This window comes from Streptomyces sp. NPDC058371 (assembly GCF_042723265.1).
Taxonomy (GTDB): domain Bacteria; phylum Actinomycetota; class Actinomycetes; order Streptomycetales; family Streptomycetaceae; genus Streptomyces.
Genome location: NZ_JBHXJC010000001.1, coordinates 1170119 through 1191640 on the forward strand (window position 1 = coordinate 1170119; position 21522 = coordinate 1191640).

The following is a 21522-nucleotide window of genomic DNA, read 5'->3' on the forward strand; positions in this document are numbered from 1 at the left end:
ACTTTCCGGCCTCCGGTCACCCTGGGTCAGGGCTTGCGGGCCACACCCCCGTGCACATCCGTGGGCTCCGGCGAGCTGCCGGGCTCGGGGCGCCACAGCGGGCAGGACACGATGCCGGGTTCGACCAGCTCCAGGCCCTCGTAGAAGGCCGAGACCTGCTCCGGGCTGCGCAGCACGTACGGGATGGCGCCGGTGTCGTCGTAGCCCTGCTGGGCTTCCTTGAGGGCGGCGTCGGTGTCGGTGCTGTCGTAGTGCACGAAGTAGCTGCCCGGGGGCAGGGCGGCCTGGAGGCGCCGGACGATCGACTTGGCCTCGTCGTAGTCCTGGATGTGGCCGAGAATGCCCATGAGCATCAGGGCGACGGGCTTGCTGAAGTCCAGGATCCGGCTGGCCGCCTCGATGATCTTCTCGGGCTCGTGCAGGTCCGCGTCGATGTAGTCGGTGACACCCTCGGGCGTACTCGTGAGCAGCGCCTGGGCGTGGCGGAGCACCAGCGGGTCGTTGTCGACGTAGACGATGCGCGACTCGGGTGCGATCCGCTGGGCGACCTGGTGGGTGTTGTCGTACGTGGGCAGGCCGGTGCCGATGTCCAGGAACTGGCGGATGCCGAGCTCCTCGGCCACGAAGGTCACGGTGCGGATCAGATAGCCGCGGGAGGCGCGGGCCATCGTCTCGATGTTCGGGGCGACCTCGCGGTAGGCGTCCCCCGCCTCCCGGTCGACCTCGTAGTTGTCCTTCCCGCCCATCCAGTAGTTCCAGATGCGGGCCGAGTGCGGCACCGTGGTGTCGATCTTGGACAGCGCCTCTTGGTCCGGGGTGGGCCGGCCTTCTGCCATGGGAAATCTCCTGCCGTACGTCACGCGTGGTCTGTCCCTAACCTACCGTCAACTTCCGTCTCATTCGGCGCAGTTGAGCAGGACAGCCGGCGGGGGCGCGGATGGGGTGGCCGAGCTCGCCCGCGTCGACGGTCACGACCGGGACATGCTGGGCCAGCGTGCGGAACGCCCGCGCGTACGCGCTCACCGCGTCGGCGCCGTCGGGTTGCTGTGCGGCGGGGCACGGGGCCGGGCGGGCCGGCGCTGAACTCGTCAGATGGATGAGGGCGCCGTCGCGCTCCGCCACGGCTTCGGCGAAGTCGAGTGCCTGGATCCAGGTGACCCGGGAGTGCCCCCGGCGCAGCGGCCCGTACACGAGCTCGTGGATGATGCTGCCGTCGACGGCCAACCTGCCCGGCATGGCGAGGAGTTCGCGGTACGGCAGGGTCGGGTCCAGATGGTGGAGAGCTTCCCGCGCGTGCCTGATCGTGAATCCGTGCCGGGCCAGTTCGGACATGAGGCCCGAGCGGCTCGCGTCCTCGGGGCCGTCGACGACCAGGGTCCGGCACTGGGTGAGAGCCTGCTGGAGGTTCATTCCCGCACCTCGGGTGCGGGCCGGCCGGCGCGGCCGGGGTGCCCCGGGCGCACGGCCGGGTCCGGGAGATGAGGCGGCGTGCGCATACGACCCCCTGAAAGACGACCGACTTCCCCAGTGTGGGGGGACAACCCGCACGGCGGGAGTGGGCGTGCGGGTTGTCCGGTTGTGCGGGCGTAGTGGCGGCGTACGCGCCCGCACGTCCCAGGGTCCGGCCAGGACCTGGCCGGCCGGCGGTCAGGCGATCAGGAAGTCCGCCTGACCCGACTTGACTCCCGTCAGGAACGAGACCATCTCGTCCCGGGTGTAGATCAGTGCGGGCCCCTCGGGGTCCCTGGACTGACGGAGGGCCACGCTGCCGTCGGTGAGCAGCTTGGCCTCGACGCAACTTCCGCCGTTGGTGCCGCTCCAGGGCTTGAGCCAGCCCTCGGTTCCCAGCTCGGTGGCGGTCATGCCGCTGTGGAAGTCCATGGATCCCATGGTTCACAACTCCTTACGCAGTTCAGCCAGGATGTCCCTGGTTCGAGCGACCGGCTCCGCCTGCACGGACATCCGGTCCAGTACTTCGAGATAGCTGACGACGTCGGCGGGCTGATCGACATAGACCGCGCCGGCGAGGCTTTCCGTGTAGACGACATCGGGCAGTTCGGAGAAGCCGAAGCGGAAGTAGTGGAACGGGCCGAAGGCGCCGGGATGGGCGCCCACGCCGAAGCGCATGATCTGGATCCTGACCTTCGGCAGGTCCAGGGCCTCGTTCAGCCGGTCGATCTGGGCCCGCATCACATCGGCTCCGCCGACCGGCCGGCGCAGCACCGTCTCGTCCAGGACGGCCCAGATGGCGGGTGCGTCCGGTTTGGCGAGCAGATCCTGGCGCTTGACCCGCAGGGCGACCCGGCGGGCGATGTCCTCCTTCGACTCATTGGGAAAACCGACGTGCATCAGCGCGGTGACGTAGTCGGGCGTCTGCAACAGCCCGGGAACGTAGTGGGGTTCGTAGAGGCGGATGACGCTGGCTTCGCTCTCCAGGCTCACATAGGCGCTGAACCACTCGGGCAGCACGTCGCGGTACTTGTACCACCAGCCGGGCCGGTTGGCCTCCCTGGCCAGGCGCACGAAGTCGTCGATCTCCGTGCTCGGGACTCCGTAGGTGCGCAGCAACTCCCTTACGTACGGGATGCGGAGGCCGACCTCGGCCTTCTCTATCCGGCGGACCGTCAAGGGGGTGACCTCGATGGCCTGCGCCGCGACCTCGAACGACACTCCGGCGTGTTCCCGCAGGTGCCGAAGTCGTTTGCCGAGAACCATCCGCAAGACGGTCGGTGCGCTGCCGCCAGAGCGGTTCTCGCTCACGTCCTACCTCCCGGAACGGGCGTCACAGCGTGCAGTGTGCCATGCGGTCGATGGCGGAGACAGGGTGATGCGAATAGTTCTGAAATTATCAGAACGCCGGTTGCAAGGTGAGTCTGTCGGCCACCATAGTGATCGAGTGACCTGCCGCACCGTCAGTGCCGGCGAGGTCGAACTGTGCTCGGCCGTACCGCACTTGATGGACCGGCAGGTACGGGCCGCAGCCGCACATGGACCGATGTGAGACCGGGGTGGCCACCGTGACCGACGGACAAGCGAGGAGTCCCGGCAAGGGGTCCGCCGTGGCCAACAAGGCGCTGGCCGCGGCCCTCAGGGACGCCGGCTGCTCCTACGCCTCACTCGCCCTGCGGGTCAACGAACTGGGGCGCCGCCAGGACGTGGACTCCCACTACGACAAGGCGTCGGTCACCCGCTGGCTCCAGGGCCAGCAACCACGGGGCGCCACCCCCGAGTTGATCGCCGCGGTCCTGTCCGAGCGGCTCGGCCGGGCCGTCTCGCCGACGGACCTCGGCTTCCACCCCGACCAGCAGCGCCCGGTCGCGGGCAGAGCGCTCGTCTACGGCGAGGACGTGGCGGAGACGCTGCACACGCTGGCCGAGCTGGGGTCGACGGACATCTCCCGGCGCACCCTTCTCGGCTCCGTGCCCTTCGTCGCCGGAGCTCTGGCGACTCCCCAACGCGAGTGGCTGCTCTGGCTGTTGGAGAACCAGGACGGTCTGCACCTGACACCGGTCACGGGCGGCGGCCCGGTCGAGCAGGTGCACGCGATGATCGGCATGTTCGACGAGATGGACAACCAGTACGGCGGCGGCGGAGTGCGCACCAGCATCGTGCACTACCTGTCCACCGAGGTCGTCCCCCTGTTGCAGCGCCGCGGCACGGCACCGCAGCTGCTGCGCCTGCTGTACGCGGCGGCGGCGCGGCTGGCCGCGATGGCCGGCTGGAGTTCGTACGACGCGGGGGAGTACGGCCTGGCGCAGCGCTACATGACCCAGGGGTTGCGGTTGTGCGCCGAGGGCCGCGACCGGGTGCTGGGCGGTCAGATCCTGGCCGGGCTCTCCCACCTCGCCACCAGCCTCGGCCGCCCCGACGAGGGGGTGGCCCTGGCCCGGGCGGGGATCGCCACCGCGAAGGGGGCGGGCAGTCCGCTCGGGCTGATGCGGCTGTACGCCATGTCGGCGCGCGGGTACGCGGCCCAGGGCGCCGCGCGCGAGGCCGCCGAGGCGCTGCGGCTGGCCGAGCGCCAGTGGGACGCCAGCCGGGGCGCCGCCCAGGAGTCGGTGTGGGTGCGCTTTCTCGACCACCACTATCTGCAGGCCGAGTCCGCGCTCTGCTTCCGTGACCTCGGGCAGGCCGCGCAGGCCGAGCGCACCGCGAGCGAGTCGCTGCGGGCCAACGCCGACCGACGCAGGCGCCGGGCCATCAGCCGTTCCGTCCTCGCGACGGCCCATCTTCAGCAGGACCGCCTCGACGAAGCCGTCGGCATCGCCACCGAGGCGCTCGACACCCTCGCCACGGTGCACAGTGAGCGGTCGATCCAGGCCCTGCGGGACTTCCGCAGGCGCCTGGAGCCGCGCAGGCACGAGGCGCTTGTCCAGGAGTTCGAGCGCAGGTCCCGGCCCGTGCTGGGGGCGGTGGCATGACCAGGGAACCGGGACTCTTAGCCGCCGGGGCGTCCGACGTGTCGGTGAACGCCCGGGCGGGCGACGTCTCAGTGACCGCCGGGGCTTCCGACGTCTTAGCGACCGCCGGGGCGTCCGACCGCTCAGTAGCCGTCGGGCGAAGGGGCGTTCTGCGCTCGGTCGACGGGCAGATGGGCGCCGGAGATCCCGCTCGACAAGTCGGACAGCAGGAACGCCACCACCCGGGCGACCTCCTCCGGCGCCACCGGCGCCCCGCCCGGGAGCTCCGCGGCCACGAACGCGGCGAACCCGTCGGGATCGTCCCGGCGCATGCGGTCCCACCGCCTGCCGGGGATGAGCATGGACCCGGGCGAGACGGCGTTCACCCGGATCCCGTTCGGTCCGAGCTCGCGGGCCAGCGAGGCGGCCAGCTGGATCTGCGCGGACTTCGCCACCCCGTACTGCACGTACGGGCCGGGCTTCCAGCCGGAGATCGACGAGATCACCACGACCGAGCCGCCGCCGGCCGCGCGCAGGTGGGGGACCGCTGTCCGGACGAGGCGCGCCGTGTGGCCGACGTTCATCTCCCAGGTCGCGGCCCAGTCCTCGGCCTCGGCCCGTTCGAACCGGCCCCCGCGAGAGCCGCCCACACAGGCCACCACCCCGTCGAGGCCGCCAAAACGTTTCGCCGAGGTCGCGACAAAGCTCTCCAGCCGGCCCGGCTCGGTGACGTCGAGGGCGTCCGTGAACAGCTCTGCGGTGTCGACCGAGGCGGCCAGCGCCGCCAGGTCCTCCGCCGTACGGGCGCAGGTGGCCACCCGGGCCCCCTCGGCCGCGAGCAGCCGCACGATCTGCTCGCCGAGCCCGCGCGTCCCGCCGGTGACCACGACACGCTTGCCGCGCACGCCGGACCAGCCGGTGGCACCGTGCCGAGGCTTTCCGGCCGGGCTTCCGCTCACGTTCCTCATCAGCTCGAACATACCTCCCGCGCCACTACGGGCCCGCAACCGGACAACCCCCATAACCCCTGGTCCACCCCCTGCTCCGCCCTGTTGGCTGCCCGTGCAGCCAACGACACCGTCCCCCCACCCGTGCTGCACACGAAGGAGGACCGATGACGGCATCCCGAGCACAGCACCGCCGCCCGTCGCCCTCGCTGACACACGGCGCGCACGCGCCGGACGACCACGCGCCCCTCGGTCGGGCCCTGGCCGGTGAGGCTGCCGTGACCCGCTTGAACAAACCCCACGTCCTGCGGACCGCGGTGCCCGCGCACCCGTCCCACGCGGCGGGCATACGGCGCATGGTCGTCGCCCATCTCGCGCACCTGAACCTCCCGGACGAGATCCTTGACAACGCTGTCCTCGCCACGGACGAGGTGTTCGCCAACGCCGTGAAACACGGCAGCACCGACACCGGCGACACGATCGTCGTCACCGTCGAGTCCACCGCGCGGGAACTGCGGGTCACGGTCGCCGACGGCTCGTCCGGCGTTCCGCGCTCCCGCCCGGCGGACGAGGCCGCGGAGTCCGGACGCGGACTGGCCATCGTCGACGCGCTGGCCGACGACTGGGGAGTCGCACCGCCCGAGCCGGGCGTCGCGGGCAAGCGGGTGTGGTTCACCCTGGCGCTCGGTGAGGCGCCATGAAGAGTTCCGGGCATCTGGCGAGCGGATCGGGAAGCGGCTCCTGGCAGGGCCTGGCGCACGAGGCCGAACGGCGGCTGGCGCACGAGGCCGAGCACCGTCCGGCGAGCGAGCCGGGACGCGCTCACTCGAACGAACCGGCGGACGGTCCTTCCGAGCACCTGGCAGACGGCCTGCCCGAGCGCCCGGCAAGCGGTGCGGCCGGCAGGGGCCCGCGGCCGCCGGTGACGGACTCCGCGGGCGCGCGGCATGCGACGGCGCGGCTCCTCCCGGGACTGGCCGCGGCGCTGGCCGTGGAACTGGAGCGCCGGGCGGAGGACGAGAAGCGTCTGATGAGGCTGGCGCAGACGGACCCCGCGCCGCGCCGTCGGCGCGACGTCGTCGAGTGCCGCAGAGACAACGCCGACGCGCTGGGGGCGGTCGTCCGCCGGCACGGCTGGCCGACCGCCGACCAGGTCGGCGCCCCCGCTTCGACGTCCGCCCTGATGATCCTGCTGCACGCCCCCGACTTCGACTTCCAGCTCCTGTGCCGCGACCTGATCGCCCACGCCGCGGCGGACGGCCGGTGCCCCGCCGCGCACCACGCATACATCGCCGACCACTGCGCGGTCGAACTCGGCCAGCCGCAGTTCTACGGCACCCGGGTCAATCCGGTGACCCTGCGCCCGTACGCCGTCCGGCAGCCCGAGACCCTCGACGAGCGTCGCCGGGACGTCGGACTGTGCCCGCTCGACGAGCAGATGCGGGCCCTGCGCCTCGGCGGCTGAGACGGCCGCCACTCGCACCACCCCCCCCGCTCAGCCCGGTTTTCCGGGCACTGTGGGGACGGAACCGCAAGATCCACCGGACAGACCCTGGGCGCCGACGGACGTGATGTGCAGCACGCGGGGAAATGCCGGTGTCATGCCGCGAGGATGATTCTGGCTGGGCACGGCTTGATCGCCGATCAAGGAGCGAGAATTCCCTGGCCACGGCGTGTTCCGTTCATTTGACACTGCGTCGAGCGCACGGATAAGAAGCACCTCTCGGAGGTCGAGAGGTGGATCGTGTACGAGCCGAATGTGATCGGGGACTGGCAGGAGTGCGACGAGCATGCCGGCCTGCGTGTCCGCGTCCACGGCTTGGAGCGGGCCGAACCCCCGCGCGGACGCGACGACGCAGCCGAAGGCCTCACCTACTTCAGGTTCCGCGTGACCGTCGAGAACCGAGCGAGTGAGCACTTCGGCATCCACATCGAGGACGGCCAGATCGATGTCCGCCTGGGCGCCGACGGCGAGAGCGCGCTCCTCGACTGGCGGAACTCCCAGTTCATCGAGGGCTTCGACATCTATCCCCTGCGCCGGGCCACGGCCGTCCCGTATGCCGCGGGCACCGATGCCGACCTGAACCGGGTGGACATCCAGGTGCAGCTGAAGGTCGACGACGAGTGGACCGACCGCTACCTCTGGTCCGGCGGCGTCGACCTGCCCGAAGGACCGGTGGGCACCGGCGTACGCAGCGGCACGGTGGAGGACGGCCTCGCGTGCCAGGTGAGCAACTTCCTCAGGCGGGAAGCGGGCCCCGCCGCGGAGTGAGCCCCACCGCCCGGGCGTCGACCACCGCCCGGGCGTCGACGGGGTCAACTCGGCGCGTCCGGCCGCCACGTGGAGCACCGGCACAGCAGGAGCGCCTCCGGGAAAGTACGCCGGCGTACTACAGGAAGCGCCGGATCGGGGTGACCGCGACCTCCTTGAGGCGCTGGGAGAGTGGCCTGCGCCGCCAGCGCAGGGGGTCGATGGCCTCGGCCCGCTTCTGGTCCGCGTCGAAGTCCTGGTCGAGCGCGGCGGTGAAGTTCTCGTCGAGCACGGCGAGCATGACCTCTTCGTCGTGTTCCATGGAACGCCGGTTGAAGTTGGTGGAGCCGATCAGCGCGGCCACCTTGTCCACCGTCATGATCTTGGTGTGCAGCATCGTCGGCTGGTACTCGCGGATGTCGACGCCCGCGTCCAGCAGAGTGCCGTAGTGATGCCGGCCGGCGAGCAGACAGGCCCGCTGGTCGGTGTGCGGGCCAGGCAGCAGGATCTCCACGCGCACGCCGCGGCGGGCGGTCGCGCTCAGCAGGTCCACGAAGTACTCGTCCGGTGCGAAGTACGCGGTGGCGAGGCGGAAACGCTCCTCGGCGGAGGTCAGCATGACCCGGATCAGGGTCTGCATGTCCTGCCAGCCGAAACTGGCCGAGCCCCGCACCACCTGCACGGTCGCCCTGCCCGGCTGTTCGTGTTCCGTGAAGCGGTCGCGGGAGTCGAACAACTCGTCATGGCACTCGGCCCAGTTCTGGGCGAAGGCGGCGGCGACGCCGTCGACGGCCGGGCCGCGGACCCTCACATGGGTGTCCCGCCACTCGGCGGGGTTGCGGGCGTTTCCGCACCATTCCTCGGCGATGCCCACTCCGCCGGTGAACGCGGTGTGTTCGTCGACGATGAGCGCCTTGCGGTGGCAACGGTGGTTCTGCTTCAGGGGTGAGAGCCAGAGCGGCTTGCGGAACCAGGCGACCTGCACCCCGGCGGAGTGCATCGACTCCAGCAGGTCGCCCTCGATCTCCTTCGCGCCGAAGCCGTCCAGCAACAGCCGGACGCGAACGCCCGCGCGGGCGCGGTCGGCCAGAGCGGACGCGAAGTCATGGGCTATCTGCCCTCGCCAGTACACGAACGTCATCATGTCGACGGTGTGCTCGGCAGCGCGGACCGCGTCGAGCATGGCGGGAAAGATCTCGTCCCCGTTCCGCAGCGGGACCAGTTCGTTGCCCTCGGTCGCGGCAATGCCGATCAGGCGTTCCAGACGTCTTCGCAGGCGCTGCTTGCGCATGTCCGCATCGGCTCCCGCCACCGCTTTCCCGGCCGTGCCTTCCGCTGCCGCGTCGTACTCGACTCCCACCGCAGCCGTGTTGTGCATGCGTCTTCTCCTGTGTCCGTTCGCCGTGCGCCGACATCTCGTCGGCGCCGTGCGCCACCGACCGTGTCACACCTTCGCTGGGTGCCCCGACGGCAGCGCGTGGGGGGCGTGGTGGGAGGGGCGGCCGCGTCCGCCCTTTTCTCCCATGACGCGGCCAGGCCCCTCCGCTCGACCGCGCCGGCTCCGGGGTGACCCATCCCCTTCGCCGGACGCGGGAGCACCGCCACCGACGCGACCGGGGGGAGTGCGTCAGTGGCACAGGGTCTGGTGCCCCGGATCCGGCGAAGCACTCCGACCGAATCGAGTACGTCCGCATCCGCCTCTCCCGGTGCCTGCCGGATCCGGCTGCCGCTGCGCGACACTGGGACCATGGACACGTACGCGTCCGCGGTCGCCGGTCTGCGCGAACGGCTCGGTGTCGAGCTGTTCAGCCGGGTCGCGGGGCCCGACGGACCGGCCAACCGGGCCCGGATCCACGAAGCCCCCGGGCCACGGTGGTTCGGCGCCGACCGCCCCATCCGGGCCGTCCACGGCGACGCCTCGATGTTCGTCGGCGGACTGCGCGCACTGCTGCTGCAGTCCCTGCACCCGCTGGCGATGGCCGCGGTGGCGGCCCATTCCGGATACCAGGGCGACCCGTGGGGGAGGCTGCAACGCACCAGCACGTTCCTCGCCGTCACCACCTTCGGCGCCGCCGACGACGCCCAACGGGCCGTCGACCATGTCCGCGCCATCCATCGAGCGGTACGCGGAACCACGGACCAGGGCGAGCCGTACCACGCCGCCGACCCGCACCTGCTGGGCTGGGTGCATGCCGCCGAGACGGACAGCTTCCTCCACGCTCACCAGCGCTACGGTTCGCATCCCCTGGACGCGGACGCGTGCGACGCGTACGTCGCGGACACCGCACGGGTGGCGACCGCCCTCGGCGTGGTCGAACCGCCCCGCGACCGGGCGGAGCTGGCCGAGGTGCTGGCCTCCTACCGGCCCGAACTGCGGGCCACGCCGCAGGCCCGCTCGGCGGCGCGCTTCATCCTGTTCCGGCCACCGCTGCCGCTCGCGGCCCGGCCGCCGTACGCCGTACTGACCGCGACCGCGGTGGCCGACCTTCCGCCCTGGGCCAGGGGGCCGCTGCGGCTGCCACGCGTCCCGGTCGTCGAGGACGCCCTCGTCCGGCGGGCCGGCCATGGGCTCGTCAGGACGATCCGGTGGGCGATGACGGCGCCGCCGCCTCCGGCAGGGGCCCACCGTGGGCGATGACGGCGCCGCCGCCTCCGGCACGTGCGCACCGTGGGTGATGACGGCGGCGCCGCCCCGGCACGGGCGCACTGAACGCGCGAACGGGCCCGCGACCGGGGACCGGTCGCTTCCCGGGCGGGCGATCCACGGCTCCGGCTACACGCCGAGCCGCGACCGTGACCGGGGCGTTCGCTTGCGGGATGGCGCGTCTACGACACCGGGTACGCGGAGAGCGAGCTGCGACCGGGATGGCGCGTTACGGCTCCGGGTACGCGGCGACAGAGCCTCAGGAGGGCTGTGTCCGGGACGGCGCGTATAGGGCTCCGGGTACGCGGCGACGGAGCCGGAGCAGGGCCTGACCGGGACGGCGCGTCTACGGCTCCGCGTTCGCCTCGACGGCCGCCGTGCGCAGGGCCTCGGCGACGCGGGCGGCCGGTTCGGACAGCGGGTGCGGGAGGTGGGCCAGGACGAGACGGCGTTGCTCCTGCGGTCCGCCGCGTACGGGCAGGATCCGCACCCCTGGCGGGGCGGCACGGGCGAGCGAGGCCGACACGGTGGTCAGACCGCAACCGGCCGCGACCAGGTGCAGTTTGGCCAGCCAGTCGCGGGCGGTGTGGGCGATCTCGGGCCGCTCGTCCAGGCCGGGCCAGACGCCCATCAGCCGGTCCTCGCCGGAGGCGGGGCCCGCGATCCAGCGCCGGCCGCGCAGGTCGGCGACGTCGACGAAGTCACCGCGGGCGAGCGGATCGGTGGCGGGCACCGCGAGCCGCAGGCTGCGTTCGGTGAGGGTGAGCAAGGTGAGCGGAGGCGACCCGGTGTCGGGCGGCCGGAACGGCGGGGCGGACGCCAGCAGGGCGAGGTCCAGGCTGCCGGCCCGCAGCGCGCGCACCAGGGCGGGGGTGCTGCCCTCCCGGGTGATGACGGTGACGGCGGGGTGCGCCCGGCGCAGCGCGGTGAGTGCCTCGGTCACCAGAACGGCGCCCGCGCTGGGAAACCAGCCCACCCGCACCGTGCCGGCCTGGGCGGGCAGCCCGGCCAGTTCGCGCGCGGTCGTGTCGATCTCCTCGATCACGGTCGTGGCCCGGCGCAGTACGACGTGACCGGCGGCGGTGAGCCGTACCCCCTCGCGGCGTCGCTCCAACAGAGCCGTCCCCGCGGCACGTTCGAGTGAGGCGATCTGCCGGGACACCGCGGACTGCGTGTATCCGAGCGTGCCGGCGGCCGCGGTGAACGTGCCCTGCTCGGCCACCTCGCGGAAGACCCGCAGAGCGGTCAGCGAGACATCACTGAAGTCCATGACGTCTACGCATACCAGGCGTGCCCAACTCTCGCCGGCCGCATGCCGGTTCCGGCCCCCGCTCCCCGGCCCGGTCCGCCGAACAGGCCCTAGCCTTGTCGGGCCAGCTGGCTTGTGGTCCGGGCATCCACGCGGCGGAGGTGACGCCTCCACCGCCGACCGCCCCGGCGGCAGTCGCGACCAGGCAGTGTGACCGGCGTGCCCGGTTTTGGCCGAGGGGGGCCGGAGACGCGCACTCCTCAGCGGGGCGGCAGCGGCGAAGTCACCCGGCGTACGGGGTGTAGTGCGCCGGCGTGTGGTCGATCGGCAGGTCGGGGTGGCGCGCCTTGAGGATCTGGGCGCTGCAGACGAACAGATTCTGGGGCAGGCGGTCGAGGGGGAACCAGCGCCAGTGGCCGACGCTCTCACCGGGCTGGTCGGCGGGCCGGCCGTGCCAGAGGGTGACGTGGGCCCCCACGGTGACCCGGACGACGCCTTCGACGTGGTCGAGGTGGCTCCCCAGCAGGCGTACGTCCACGGGCTGTGCCCTCAGTCCGGTCTCCTCGCCGAGTTCGCGCACGACCGTCTCCTGGAGCGACTCGCCGACCTCCACCGTGCCGCCCGGAAGCTCCCATGTGCCCTTGCGGTGACGGCCCAGGAGCAGGCCCCGGGGTCCGTACACGAGGGCGCCGACCCCGAGCGCCGCGTGCGCGACCGGTGGCAGGAACGCGCGGGGGCGGGAGCTGATCCGGGCGGGGCGGCGGACCCGGAAGATCCGGTACGAGGCGAAGTTGTCCTCCTCCGTCGCATCGAGGACGTCGACGTGCTCCACCTGCAGCCCCTGTTCGTCGAGCAGTTCCTCCCAGAGCTCCGGGGTGAGCACCCACATCTGGACCGTGACCTCGTCGCCGCCGGCGAGCCGCAGCGTTTCGGGCCGTGCCCCGACGGCCGTGGACGGGCCGTGCCCACGGGAGTTGGTGTGCAGCGCGGTGAAGCACAGGGTGCCGCCGGGCGTGAGGGCCGCCGCGAGGGCGGGCAACAGCCGACGCGGGTCGATGTACGGAAGGGCGTTGACGGAATAGATCACGTCGTACGGCTCCGCGGAGCGCAGGTGCTCCACGGCGTCGGCCGCCACCAGGCGCAGTCCGGGCAGGTCGCCGTAGCGGGCGCGGGCCCGCTCGACCTGACTGGGGGAGGCGTCGACGGCGTCCACCAGGGCGCCGTGCTCGCGTACGAGATGCGCCGCGTGCCGGCCCGGGCCGCAGCCGAGGTCGAGGACGCGCCTGCCCGACAGCTCACCGAGGATCTCGGCACCCGGACCGGTGCCCCAGAAGCCCCAGTCGATCCGTTCGACCTCCGCGAGGGCGGTCCGACGCCGGAGGTGCTGGGTTCCGTATGCCTGCCAGGCGTCCGCGTTGATCTCTTCGGGGCTCACCGTGCCGTGCTCCCTTCGTGGGCCGGGCGGCACGGCGCAGGGCCGGCCGCGGTCGGCCCGGACGGCGACGCGAGGGCGGTGCCGTTGAGCGCGACCTGCGTGCAGTCAACCAAGTACGGGGGGAGCGCATAAAGGTGCGCTCGGTAGCACCGGCAGCGCCAGGAGGCCGCGGAAATGGCTGGTGCGGCCGCGCCGACAGCGGAGCTGGAGGGGCCGCCCGGCGCCCTCGCCAATACTGAATCGCTCCTGTTCGGGGATCCGGTTAATCGCGGGTACGAGCACAGCATTTCCGCCGTGCGACAGCCATGTGCCGGTGTGTGAAATCGGCGCGGACGTTCTTGACCGGCCCGGCGGCCCGCTGCTTCGATCGATGACATGAAGCGACAGGACCTCACGCGTCGGCGCCATGTCGACCTCGTGCGTGTCTCCAGCTCCGTCTGTCGCCGCCGGGCCTGAGCGAGCCCCTCGGCCCCGGGTCGTCGCGCCTTTCTCTTTCCCACTCCTCTTCCCTCGCGTTCCCCTTTCCCCGTGTCTCTTCGGCCGCCCCTTTTTTCAAGAGGCGGTACGGGTGCGACCCCGTACGGGGCCGGAGGCGAATTCGGGCTGCCCGAAAATCTCGCTCCAAGAACCGCTCACAAGATCCGATCGCAAGAACTGCTCACAAGATCCGCTCCAAGAAAAGGAGTCACCCCATGAGCACCGTCGCTCCCACCCAGTGGAAGTCCGGTCCCGCCCCGCAGGACCCGCAGGGCTGGATCGAGCGGGCCGCGGAGGTCGCCGCCGTCCTCGCGACCGACGCCGCCGCCCGTGACAAGGCCGCCGCCACCCCGTACGCCGAAGTGCAGTTGCTGAAGGACGCGGGTCTGGTCACTCTGCTCGGCCCGGCCGAGCACGGCGGCGGGGGACAGGACTGGCCCACGGCCTACCGCGTCGTCCGCGAGGTCGCCAAGGCCGACGGCTCGATCGGTCAGCTGCTGGGCTACCACTACCTGTGGAACTGGGCCGCCCGGCTCGTCGGCACCCGTGAACAGTGGACGGAGGTCGAGGCCCGGGCCGCCCGCGAGCAGTGGTTCTTCGGCGGGGCGGTCAACCCGCGCGACAGCGACGTGGTCGTCACCGAGGACGGCGACGAACTCGTCTTCACCGGCCGCAAGACATTCTCCACCGGCAGCAAGGTCTCCGACGTCACCGTCCTCGAAGGCGTGCTGGACGGTACCGACCAGCACATCTTCGCCATCGTCCCGTCCGACTCGGCCGGACTGAGCTTCCACGACGACTGGGACAACATCGGCCAGCGCCTCACCGAGAGCGGCAGCGTCACGCTCGACGGCGTCCGCACCCCGTGGGCCTCGGCGGCCGGCTACGTGGACAAGGTGTTCCAGCCGCGGGTGTACAACACCCTCAACGTCCCCACCATCCAGCTGGTCTTCGTCAGCTTCTACCTCGGGATCGCGGGCGGCGCCCTGGAAACCGCGGCCACCTACACCCGTACCAAGTCCCGCTCCTGGCTTCACGGCGGCCACGAGAAGGCCGTGGACGAGCCGTACGTCCTCGACCGCTTCGGTGATCTGACCGCCAAGCTCTGGGCCGTCGAGGCACTCGCGGACGCCGTCGCCCTGGAGGGGCAGAAGCTGCACGACGAACCCGACGCCGTCACCGAGCAGACCCGCGGTGCCTTCGAGGTCCGGGTCGCCGCCGTCAAGGCGCGCGCCACCGATGTCGCCCTGGAGATCACCAACGGCATCTTCGAGGTCACCGGCGCCCGCGCCACCGCCTCCGCCGAGGGCCTGGACCGCTTCTGGCGCAACGTTCGCACCCACACCCTGCACGACCCCGTGGCGTACAAGCGGCGCGAGGTCGGCCGCCATGTGCTGACCGGTGACCTCCCCGAGCCCACCTGGTACTCCTGACTCCTTGCGCGCGTGACGTGAGGGGCGGAGCGCGCGGGGTACCCGGAGCGTGAGGGACGGCATGGCGCGGTGACGGGCGCCATGCCGTGCCCGGCGTCGCCGGGGGAAGAGCCGACGGTGGACGACTCTGGCCGGCCAAGGGCCGGCGAAGCGCCGGGCCTGGCTGCTGGTGAAGGCGTACGACGAGCGGGCCCGACCCGGCGGCCACGGGACGCCGGACCCCCGCTGGGCCCGCTGGTCGAGCAGCGGCCGTACCCTCCACCAGGTCGCCGCGGAGGCACCGGGGAGCCGGCGGCCGGAGCCCGACTGCCTGCCTGACTAGACCGCTGAGTTCAGCCGAGCCGCCGGGACCTCGGGAGCGTGTGGGTAGGCGGGGGATCGGTGCTGGAAGGACAGGATCTTCGGGTTCTGGACGACTCCGTCGCGGATCTCGATGGCCTTTCTGACCGTGACGTCGGTGTCCCATGACGCGGGGCCGCTCATGACCGTGCGCAGATAGGGAAGGAGCGCCTCGCTGATTTCCCAGGAGGCGGAGTTGTACAGATAAGACGGGCTGTGGTCCACCGCGTAGTAGTGGCAGCCCGGCCCCACCGTGGACATGGGCTCGTTGAAGGTGGACGGGTGGGCCCATTCGAAGCCCATGCCCTCGTCGCAGGCGACATCGATGAAGAAGGTCCCCGGCCGGAACAGGGAGAGTTCCTCGTCGGTGACGAACATGAGGGGCGCGTCGGTGTCCTGCAGCACGCAGTTGACGACGATGTCGAACCCGGCCAGGTACTCCGCCAGGGGCACGGAACCGACCCCGGTGAGTGCCAGCAGACGCGACGGATCGTCCTCCTGCTCCTGGAAGTGGCCCATCACGACCGAGGGCATCGGCGAGGCGACCGCTGCGGCCGCGCGCTGCGTGAGCACCGTGACGTCGGAAACCCCCATGGCGCCCAGGCCCGTGACCGCTCCGCGCGCCGTGGCACCGAAGCTGATGACCACCGCGCGCAGGCGGCGCCCGTAGCTACCGGTCAGCCCGCCGAGCTGCAGGGCGTGCAGCACCGAGCAGTAGCCGGCGAGCTCGTTGTTCTTGTGGAACACGTGGACGCTGAAGGCGCCCGTGGAGGTCCAGTGGTTCATGGCTTCCCAGGCGATCAGGGTCAGCCGTCGGTCGATGCCGATCTGGGTCATCTTCTCGTCCTGCACGCAGTGCGGCCATCCCCACAGCACCTGGCCCTCGCGCAGCTCGGCGAGGTCGTCGTGCATCGGTTTGGGCAACAGCAGGACGTCGCACTCGGCGAGCAGTTGCTCGCGGGAGCGCAGGCCGGCCACGAGTGGTCGCAGCGCGTCGTCGGCTACGCCGAAGCGTTCGCCGTAGCCCTGTTCGAGGAAGATCTTCTCGCGCAGGTCCGGGGCGATCCGGTCGAGATGACGGGGGTGCAGCGGCAGCCGGAACTCGTTTTCCTTGCGGGAGGAGGCGAGTACTCCGAGACTCATCAGACTCATGTGGGGCGGCTCTTTTCCGGCCGGGCGCGATGCGCTCCGGCCCTTGCCGTTCCCCGAGGGCGACGCCGAAATGGATGACGGCGTGCGAGGTGCGCTCGGTACCGCCACGGTACTCCCGTCCCGGTCTTCGAACGCCCACGCCCGTCCTCCGCTCCCCGCGGCGGCAAGCGAACGCACCGCGACGGCATGCCGCCGCATCCGCGCTTCCCAGCGTCGCGCGACGGCAAGCCCCCCGGGCGTCGTCCGAGAGCGGCCCACCCCCTCGTACGCAGGTGAGCCGGGCGCCGATACCGACCGACGGGTGCCCCCGACCCGTGCGGCCGCTACTGCCGCGGACGCTCGAAGGTGAGCAGCAGCCCCTCGACCGCACCGGGCCCTATCCGCCCCTTGACGTCGGCGGACGTGATCGCCTTGAGGCCCCAGCCATCCCCCGCGTGCTTGTTGAGAACCTTCTCCAGCTTGTCGCTGTCCAGTGCGTCGCCGATCAGCGACTCCCGGAAGCTGACGACCTTGTACTCGTACGTGTAGGGGTTGCTCATGGCGGTGGTGCCCTCCTGCGGGTCGGCTTGTCTGCGATGGCAGGGGGCCAGCCAATCATCGTTCGGTATCGCGGCACAGACCCGGGGGCGTACGGCGGCGCGCACCCGTCACCCGGGAGGAGGCGGCCGTCGTGTCACCCCGGACGCCGGAGCGCCGAGACATAGCGTGGGCCGCGGTGCACGGCGGAATCCCGACGACGGCGGACCCCTTGGTGGCGTGATGTGTTGGAGTGCGAAGGCCGATCTCGTGGCGGGCGCCGGTATCGCGGCCGTCGGAGTCGCGTGTGTGGCACGGGCCCGCGGGGCCCGCGACCTGCCGCTGGCCGCACTACCGCTGCTCCTCGGCGCACACCAGGTCTTGGAAGCGAAGGTCTGGCACTCCGCGGGCGGTACGGGCCCCGCCACCGTCGCCTGGACGGTGATCGCCCTTCCGCTGCTCGCGGTGTGGGTGCCGGCGGGCGTGCTGTGCGCGGCGCCGCGACATGCCCGACGGCGGCTGATGATCCCTCTGACGGCGGGCGTACTGACGGCGGCGGCCCTCGCGTACGCGCTCGCCGCACGCCCGGTGACGGCCGAGATCCGCGGGCACACGGTCGGCTACGTCGTCGACCTGCCGCACGCCCAACTGCTCATCGCGGGCTACCTCTTGGCCACCGTCGGCTCGCTGCTGCTGTCCGGTGACCGGGGGCTGCGGCTGCTCGGAATCCTGGTCGGCGTGGGCGCGGTGGTCTGCTGGGCGCTGTGGCGGCTCGAGTTCGTCTCGACGTGGTGCGCGTTCGCGGCGGTGTGTTCGGTCGTCCTCTTCTTCTGGGTCCGCGGCCGCGGGGGTCCCGGAGGCGTGAGCCGAGGGGGGCCCGGGAACGTCCGGCGGCTCGGAGCCGGCCGGACGTGGGGGAGCGACACCGGGTCCTGACGGCCCGGATCCGTGAGCGGACCGCAGCGGGTGCCGAACGGGGCGCCGGGCCCGCAGCCCGGTTTCAGCCGTTTTCTGGCGCCGCCCCGCAGGAGGCATCGAGGTGTCGCAGAGCGGGCAAAAACCTGAAGCGGTCAGGAAGCGGCCATGAACAACACCCTGCTCTGCCCTCTGCGCCGATGGCTGGCGCGCACAGTTCTCCCTGCTTGCCGCACCTGTGGCGGCGGTCGCGATGTGGTGCCCCCATGTCGCTCCGCCGCCCGGTGGCGGACCTGTCCGGTGATCGCCCATGCGGTCACTCTTCCCGCGCCCGCCGGCATCCGTGGAGGCATCATCTGCGTCGGGCGCACCGCGCGGGTCCGCCCCCTCGACGCAGGGGAAGGGCCCGCGCTCGCGGCTGGACCGGCAACGACCGAAGGCTTCTCTGGCGAGGAAGGCGTTTGCATGGACCGCACGGAGTCAGCGCCACACATACGAGTCGAGGAACCGCCCGTCGAGGCGGCCCCCTCGAAGACGACCGGAGGACCGGCCGCCGGCCCGTCCGGCGACCGGAAACGGGACGGCCGGGTGGTGGCGCGGGAAGGCGAACTCGCCCAACTGCGGCAGACGGTGTCCTCGCACGCGGTCGTCGATCAGGCGATCGGCATCGTCGTCGCCCTGGCCGGTCTGCGCGCCGAGGACGGCCGGGACGTCCTACGGGAGATCTCCCAGCACACCGACATCAAGATGCGCCACGTCGCCGAACTCATCGTGGAATGGGCCCAGACGGGCCACCTCGCGAGCGACATCCGCCACCAGCTGGAACGCAGCATGACGCGCGCGACCCTGCGCCCCGAGCCCGGCTGACCGGCGCTGCGCCCCCAGAGCCGGTCCGGCGGATCGTGCGGTGGGTCGCGGGGTGTGGCACGCGCATCTGCGTCGCCGTCGGTCGCCGTGGCACCCTCCGCCGCCTGGGAGCTGCCCGCACCACACCTCGTAGGGTCCGCCGGACAGGCCCTGGCGCCGTCGTCAGGAGCGTGCCAGCCGGGACGCGAGATAGGGCGCGGTGGCGCTGCGGCGGGCCTTGGCGACCTTGGCCGGCGGGCCCGCCGCGACCACCCGTCCGCCCGCGTCACCGCCGCCCGGCCCGAGGTCGATGACCCAGTCGGCGGTGGCGATCGTGTCCAGGTCGTGCTCGACGAGGACGACCGTGTTGCCGGCGTCGACGAGCCGGTGCAGCTGTCGCAGCAGCAGCGCGATGTCCGAGGGGTGCAGCCCCGCTGTCGGCTCGTCGAGCAGGTACAGCGCGTGCCCGCGGCGGGCCCGCTGCAATTCGGTGGCCAGCTTGATGCGCTGGGCCTCCCCACCGCTGAGTTCCGTCGCGGGCTGGCCCAGCCGCAGGTACCCCAGCCCCACCTCGCGCAGCGTCTCCAGACTGCGGGAGGCGGCCGGGACGGCGGACAGGAACTTGGCGGCGGCGTCGACGGACAGCGCCAGCACCTCCGCGATGTTCTTGCCGCGGTAGGTCACTTCCAGCGTCTCGGCGTTGTACCGGGCGCCGTGACAGGTCGGGCACGGCGCGTAGGTGCCGGGCAGGAACAGCAGTTCCACCGCGACGAACCCTTCGCCCTGACAGGTCTCGCACCGGCCTTCGGGCACGTTGAAGGAGAACCGCCCGGCCGAGTATCCGCGCGCCCTCGCCTCGTCCGTCGCCGCGTACAGCTTGCGCACCGCGTCGAACATCCCCGTGTACGTGGCCAGGTTGGACCGGGGTGTACGGCCGATGGGCCGTTGGTCGACCCGGACCAGCCGGTCGAAGGACTCCAGCCCCGACGCGTCCTGCACGTCGACCTCGAGCTGCGCCTCGTCGGGCTCCTCCGGCACGAGCCCGAGGTGGCCGCGGACGACCTCGGCGAGCACCTGCGTCACCAGCGTCGACTTTCCGGAACCGGACACGCCGGTCACCGCCGTCAGTACGCAGAGCGGTACGTCGACGGACACGTCGTGCAGGTTGTGGCGGGAGACGCCGGTCAGGTGCAGCCAGCCGTGCGGTGTGCGCGGGCGGTGATCGAGCGGCTGGGCGCGCCCGAACAGGTACTGGCTCGTGGCCGACTCCGCGACCCGCTCAAGACCGGCCACCGGGCCGCTGTACAGCACGCGTCCGCCGTCCTCACCGGCGCCGGGACCGATGTCGACCACCCAGTCCGCCCGTCGTACGACGTCCATGTCGTGCTCCACGACGAACAGCGAGTTACCCGCCGCCTTGAGGCGGTCCAGCACGTCAAGGAGCGGTTCCGCGTCGGCCGGGTGCAGGCCGGCGGAGGGCTCGTCGAGGACGTAGACGACGCCGAACAGCCCCGAGCGCAGCTGGGTGGCGATCCGCAGCCGCTGCGCCTCGCCGGGCGACAGGGTGGTCGAGCGGCGCCCGAGGCTGAGATATCCGAGGCCCAGGTCGAGCAGTACGTCGACCCGCGCGACCAGATCGCCGCAGATCCGGACCGCGACCTCGGTCGTCTCCCCGGATCGGGCGGTCGCCGTGGTGGCGTCGGCCTCGGACCGCCCCGCGACGGGCCGCAGCAGCGCCACGACCTCGGTGAGCGGCATCGCGTTGATCTCCGCGATGGAGCGTCCCGCGAAGGTCACGGCCAGCGCCTCGGGCCGCAGACCGCTGCCGTGGCACTCGGGGCACGGCACACTCCTGACGAACCGCAGCGCCCGTTCCCGCATCTTCTCGCTCTTGGAGTCGGCGAGGACGTGCATGACGTGCTTGCGGGCGCTCCAGAACTTGCCCTGGTAGCCGTAGTCGACGCGGTCCTCCTCCGGCTCGATGTACACGGAGGGCTGCTCGTCGGTGTACAGCAGCCAGTCCCGGTCCCTCTTCCTGAGCCTGCGCCACGGTCGGTCGATGTCGATCCCCAGGCCGCTCACGACACTGCGCAGGTTGGCACCCTGCCAGGCCCCCGGCCAGGCGGCGATCGCCCCCTCGCGGATGCTCAGGGACGGGTCCGGGACGAGCAGGTCCTCCGCGACGTCGTGCACGACGCCCAGTCCGTGGCACTCCGGGCAGGCGCCGGCCGCGGTGTTGGGCGAGAACGACTCGGCCTCCAGCCGTGCGGCCCGGGGTGGATAGGTGCCGGCACGGGAGTACAGCATCCGCAGCAGGTTGGACAGCGTGGTGATGGTGCCGACCGTCGAGCGCGAGCTGGGCGATCCGCGGCGCTGCTGCAGGGCCACGGCCGGGGGCAGCCCGGAGATCTCCTGCACGTGCGGTGCGCCGACCTGCTGCAACAGCCTTCGGGCGTACGGCGCCACGGACTCGAAGTAGCGCCGCTGGGCCTCGGCGTAGAGCGTGCCGAAGGCGAGCGAGGACTTGCCCGAACCGGAGACGCCGGTGAACGCGACCATCGCGTCCCGCGGCACGTCGACGTCGATGTTCCGCAGGTTGTTCTCACTGGCGCCCCGGACATGCACGAAGGAGTCGGTCGCGTCGTTGTTCACCGTTCCTCCCTATCTGATCGCGCCGGGAACCGCGCGTCCGGCGCCGTCACCGGGCCGCGGTCACGGGCCGTCACCGGGCTCGGTCGCACGAGCGTCCGGAGAGTCCCGATATGGGCCGCTTCCAGGGAACATTCGGGGGTGCTTCACCGTTGAGATAGATGTGGACGCGAAGGGAACTGTGTCCCCGGGCCTCACCCTTTGCCCATGAGGACGATCGTTCGGCTGAAGCCTTATGGAGCCCCCGCCGCGAGGCGACCGCCCCTCGC

General features: G+C 71.8%; 20 protein-coding genes. 9 read left to right on the forward strand and 11 right to left on the reverse strand.

Annotation, left to right across the window (positions count from 1 at the left end):
- Positions 1-26 precede the first annotated feature (26 nt).
- The 4 genes from ACFWM2_RS05070 to ACFWM2_RS05085 form a co-directional block, all read right to left on the reverse strand.
- Positions 27-836 carry an SAM-dependent methyltransferase gene (locus ACFWM2_RS05070; protein WP_383273102.1) on the reverse strand — a complete coding sequence of 270 codons (810 nt, stop codon included), beginning with the start codon at positions 834-836 and terminating at the stop codon, positions 27-29.
- A 37-nt stretch (positions 837-873) separates the two neighbouring features.
- On the reverse strand, positions 874-1410 hold the full coding sequence (locus ACFWM2_RS05075; RefSeq protein WP_383273104.1) for a hypothetical protein: 537 nt from the start codon (positions 1408-1410) through the stop codon (positions 874-876).
- A gap of 237 nt (positions 1411-1647) precedes the next feature.
- The gene (locus ACFWM2_RS05080) at positions 1648-1890 is read right to left on the reverse strand and encodes a DUF397 domain-containing protein (protein ID WP_383273106.1); all 243 of its coding nucleotides are present in this window, start codon (positions 1888-1890) and stop codon (positions 1648-1650) included.
- Between the two features lie 3 nt (positions 1891-1893).
- Positions 1894-2760, reverse strand: coding sequence for a helix-turn-helix domain-containing protein (locus tag ACFWM2_RS05085; protein WP_383273108.1), 867 nt, complete (start codon positions 2758-2760; stop codon positions 1894-1896).
- Positions 2761-3008: 248 nt separating this feature from the next.
- On the opposite strand from ACFWM2_RS05085, the gene ACFWM2_RS05090 reads away from it, so the two are divergent.
- The gene (locus ACFWM2_RS05090; RefSeq protein ID WP_383273110.1) at positions 3009-4421 is read left to right on the forward strand and encodes a hypothetical protein; all 1413 of its coding nucleotides are present in this window, start codon (positions 3009-3011) and stop codon (positions 4419-4421) included.
- A gap of 122 nt (positions 4422-4543) precedes the next feature.
- On the opposite strand, the gene ACFWM2_RS05095 is transcribed toward ACFWM2_RS05090, so the two are convergent.
- On the reverse strand, positions 4544-5368 hold the full coding sequence (locus ACFWM2_RS05095) for an SDR family NAD(P)-dependent oxidoreductase (protein WP_383273112.1): 825 nt from the start codon (positions 5366-5368) through the stop codon (positions 4544-4546).
- Between the two features lie 146 nt (positions 5369-5514).
- Between ACFWM2_RS05095 and ACFWM2_RS05100 the strand changes: the two genes are divergently transcribed.
- From ACFWM2_RS05100 to ACFWM2_RS05110, 3 genes are all read left to right on the forward strand, one after another.
- Positions 5515-6048, forward strand: a complete 534-nt coding sequence (locus ACFWM2_RS05100; protein ID WP_383273114.1) for an ATP-binding protein — start codon at positions 5515-5517, stop codon at positions 6046-6048.
- On the forward strand, positions 6045-6812 hold the full coding sequence (locus ACFWM2_RS05105; RefSeq protein WP_383273116.1) for a DUF6624 domain-containing protein: 768 nt from the start codon (positions 6045-6047) through the stop codon (positions 6810-6812). The genes ACFWM2_RS05100 and ACFWM2_RS05105 overlap by 4 nt, the downstream gene beginning before the upstream one ends.
- A gap of 279 nt (positions 6813-7091) precedes the next feature.
- On the forward strand, positions 7092-7619 hold the full coding sequence (locus ACFWM2_RS05110) for a hypothetical protein (protein WP_383273117.1): 528 nt from the start codon (positions 7092-7094) through the stop codon (positions 7617-7619).
- A 118-nt stretch (positions 7620-7737) separates the two neighbouring features.
- Here the strand turns inward: ACFWM2_RS05110 and ACFWM2_RS05115 are convergent, their stop codons facing one another.
- On the reverse strand, positions 7738-8889 hold the full coding sequence (locus ACFWM2_RS05115) for a phosphatidylserine/phosphatidylglycerophosphate/cardiolipin synthase family protein (RefSeq protein ID WP_383274171.1): 1152 nt from the start codon (positions 8887-8889) through the stop codon (positions 7738-7740).
- A 456-nt stretch (positions 8890-9345) separates the two neighbouring features.
- Here ACFWM2_RS05115 and ACFWM2_RS05120 point away from each other — a divergent pair, with 456 nt between their 5' ends.
- Positions 9346-10236 carry an oxygenase MpaB family protein gene (locus ACFWM2_RS05120; protein ID WP_383273119.1) on the forward strand — a complete coding sequence of 297 codons (891 nt, stop codon included), beginning with the start codon at positions 9346-9348 and terminating at the stop codon, positions 10234-10236.
- A gap of 352 nt (positions 10237-10588) precedes the next feature.
- Here the strand turns inward: ACFWM2_RS05120 and ACFWM2_RS05125 are convergent, their stop codons facing one another.
- Positions 10589-11512, reverse strand: coding sequence for a LysR family transcriptional regulator (locus ACFWM2_RS05125; protein ID WP_383273121.1), 924 nt, complete (start codon positions 11510-11512; stop codon positions 10589-10591).
- A gap of 262 nt (positions 11513-11774) precedes the next feature.
- Entirely contained in the window at positions 11775-12926 is a 1152-nt protein-coding gene (locus ACFWM2_RS05130) for an NUDIX domain-containing protein (RefSeq protein ID WP_383273123.1), read from the reverse strand.
- A gap of 375 nt (positions 12927-13301) precedes the next feature.
- On the opposite strand from ACFWM2_RS05130, the gene ACFWM2_RS05135 reads away from it, so the two are divergent.
- Positions 13302-13382, forward strand: a complete 81-nt coding sequence (locus tag ACFWM2_RS05135) for a putative leader peptide (RefSeq protein ID WP_383274174.1) — start codon at positions 13302-13304, stop codon at positions 13380-13382.
- Between the two features lie 236 nt (positions 13383-13618).
- The gene (locus tag ACFWM2_RS05140) at positions 13619-14836 is read left to right on the forward strand and encodes an acyl-CoA dehydrogenase family protein (protein WP_383273125.1); all 1218 of its coding nucleotides are present in this window, start codon (positions 13619-13621) and stop codon (positions 14834-14836) included.
- A gap of 318 nt (positions 14837-15154) precedes the next feature.
- Here the strand turns inward: ACFWM2_RS05140 and ACFWM2_RS05145 are convergent, their stop codons facing one another.
- Together ACFWM2_RS05145 and ACFWM2_RS05150 are read right to left on the reverse strand one after the other, a co-directional pair.
- A complete protein-coding gene (locus ACFWM2_RS05145) occupies positions 15155-16327 on the reverse strand; it encodes a N(5)-(carboxyethyl)ornithine synthase (protein ID WP_383273127.1) in 1173 nt (390 codons plus the stop codon).
- Positions 16328-16650: 323 nt separating this feature from the next.
- The gene (locus ACFWM2_RS05150; protein ID WP_383273129.1) at positions 16651-16866 is read right to left on the reverse strand and encodes a DUF4177 domain-containing protein; all 216 of its coding nucleotides are present in this window, start codon (positions 16864-16866) and stop codon (positions 16651-16653) included.
- A 220-nt stretch (positions 16867-17086) separates the two neighbouring features.
- Between ACFWM2_RS05150 and ACFWM2_RS05155 the strand changes: the two genes are divergently transcribed.
- Together ACFWM2_RS05155 and ACFWM2_RS05160 are read left to right on the forward strand one after the other, a co-directional pair.
- Entirely contained in the window at positions 17087-17779 is a 693-nt protein-coding gene (locus ACFWM2_RS05155; RefSeq protein WP_383273131.1) for a DUF6629 family protein, read from the forward strand.
- Positions 17780-18223: 444 nt separating this feature from the next.
- Positions 18224-18625 carry an ANTAR domain-containing protein gene (locus ACFWM2_RS05160; RefSeq protein WP_383273133.1) on the forward strand — a complete coding sequence of 134 codons (402 nt, stop codon included), beginning with the start codon at positions 18224-18226 and terminating at the stop codon, positions 18623-18625.
- A 162-nt stretch (positions 18626-18787) separates the two neighbouring features.
- Here the strand turns inward: ACFWM2_RS05160 and uvrA are convergent, their stop codons facing one another.
- Positions 18788-21256: an excinuclease ABC subunit UvrA gene (uvrA, locus tag ACFWM2_RS05165; RefSeq protein ID WP_383273135.1), complete on the reverse strand. Its 2469-nt coding sequence runs from the start codon at positions 21254-21256 to the stop codon at positions 18788-18790.
- Positions 21257-21522 lie beyond the last annotated feature (266 nt).

What these genes read in the sequence shown, in the direction of transcription:
- ACFWM2_RS05095 (WP_383273112.1), bottom strand. Translation starts at nt 5,368, where the DNA reads ATGAGGAACGTGAGCGGAAGCCCGGCCGGAAAGCCTCGGCACGGTGCC.
- ACFWM2_RS05100 (WP_383273114.1), top strand. Translation starts at nt 5,515, where the DNA reads ATGACGGCATCCCGAGCACAGCACCGCCGCCCGTCGCCCTCGCTGACA.
- ACFWM2_RS05070 (WP_383273102.1), bottom strand. Translation starts at nt 836, where the DNA reads ATGGCAGAAGGCCGGCCCACCCCGGACCAAGAGGCGCTGTCCAAGATC.
- ACFWM2_RS05160 (WP_383273133.1), top strand. Translation starts at nt 18,224, where the DNA reads ATGGACCGCACGGAGTCAGCGCCACACATACGAGTCGAGGAACCGCCC.
- ACFWM2_RS05155 (WP_383273131.1), top strand. Translation starts at nt 17,087, where the DNA reads ATGTGTTGGAGTGCGAAGGCCGATCTCGTGGCGGGCGCCGGTATCGCG.
- ACFWM2_RS05125 (WP_383273121.1), bottom strand. Translation starts at nt 11,512, where the DNA reads ATGGACTTCAGTGATGTCTCGCTGACCGCTCTGCGGGTCTTCCGCGAG.
- ACFWM2_RS05080 (WP_383273106.1), bottom strand. Translation starts at nt 1,890, where the DNA reads ATGGGATCCATGGACTTCCACAGCGGCATGACCGCCACCGAGCTGGGA.
- ACFWM2_RS05120 (WP_383273119.1), top strand. Translation starts at nt 9,346, where the DNA reads ATGGACACGTACGCGTCCGCGGTCGCCGGTCTGCGCGAACGGCTCGGT.
- ACFWM2_RS05075 (WP_383273104.1), bottom strand. Translation starts at nt 1,410, where the DNA reads ATGAACCTCCAGCAGGCTCTCACCCAGTGCCGGACCCTGGTCGTCGAC.
- ACFWM2_RS05150 (WP_383273129.1), bottom strand. Translation starts at nt 16,866, where the DNA reads ATGAGCAACCCCTACACGTACGAGTACAAGGTCGTCAGCTTCCGGGAG.
- ACFWM2_RS05140 (WP_383273125.1), top strand. Translation starts at nt 13,619, where the DNA reads ATGAGCACCGTCGCTCCCACCCAGTGGAAGTCCGGTCCCGCCCCGCAG.
- ACFWM2_RS05115 (WP_383274171.1), bottom strand. Translation starts at nt 8,889, where the DNA reads ATGCGCAAGCAGCGCCTGCGAAGACGTCTGGAACGCCTGATCGGCATT.
- ACFWM2_RS05135 (WP_383274174.1), top strand. Translation starts at nt 13,302, where the DNA reads ATGAAGCGACAGGACCTCACGCGTCGGCGCCATGTCGACCTCGTGCGT.
- ACFWM2_RS05145 (WP_383273127.1), bottom strand. Translation starts at nt 16,327, where the DNA reads ATGAGTCTGATGAGTCTCGGAGTACTCGCCTCCTCCCGCAAGGAAAAC.
- ACFWM2_RS05105 (WP_383273116.1), top strand. Translation starts at nt 6,045, where the DNA reads ATGAAGAGTTCCGGGCATCTGGCGAGCGGATCGGGAAGCGGCTCCTGG.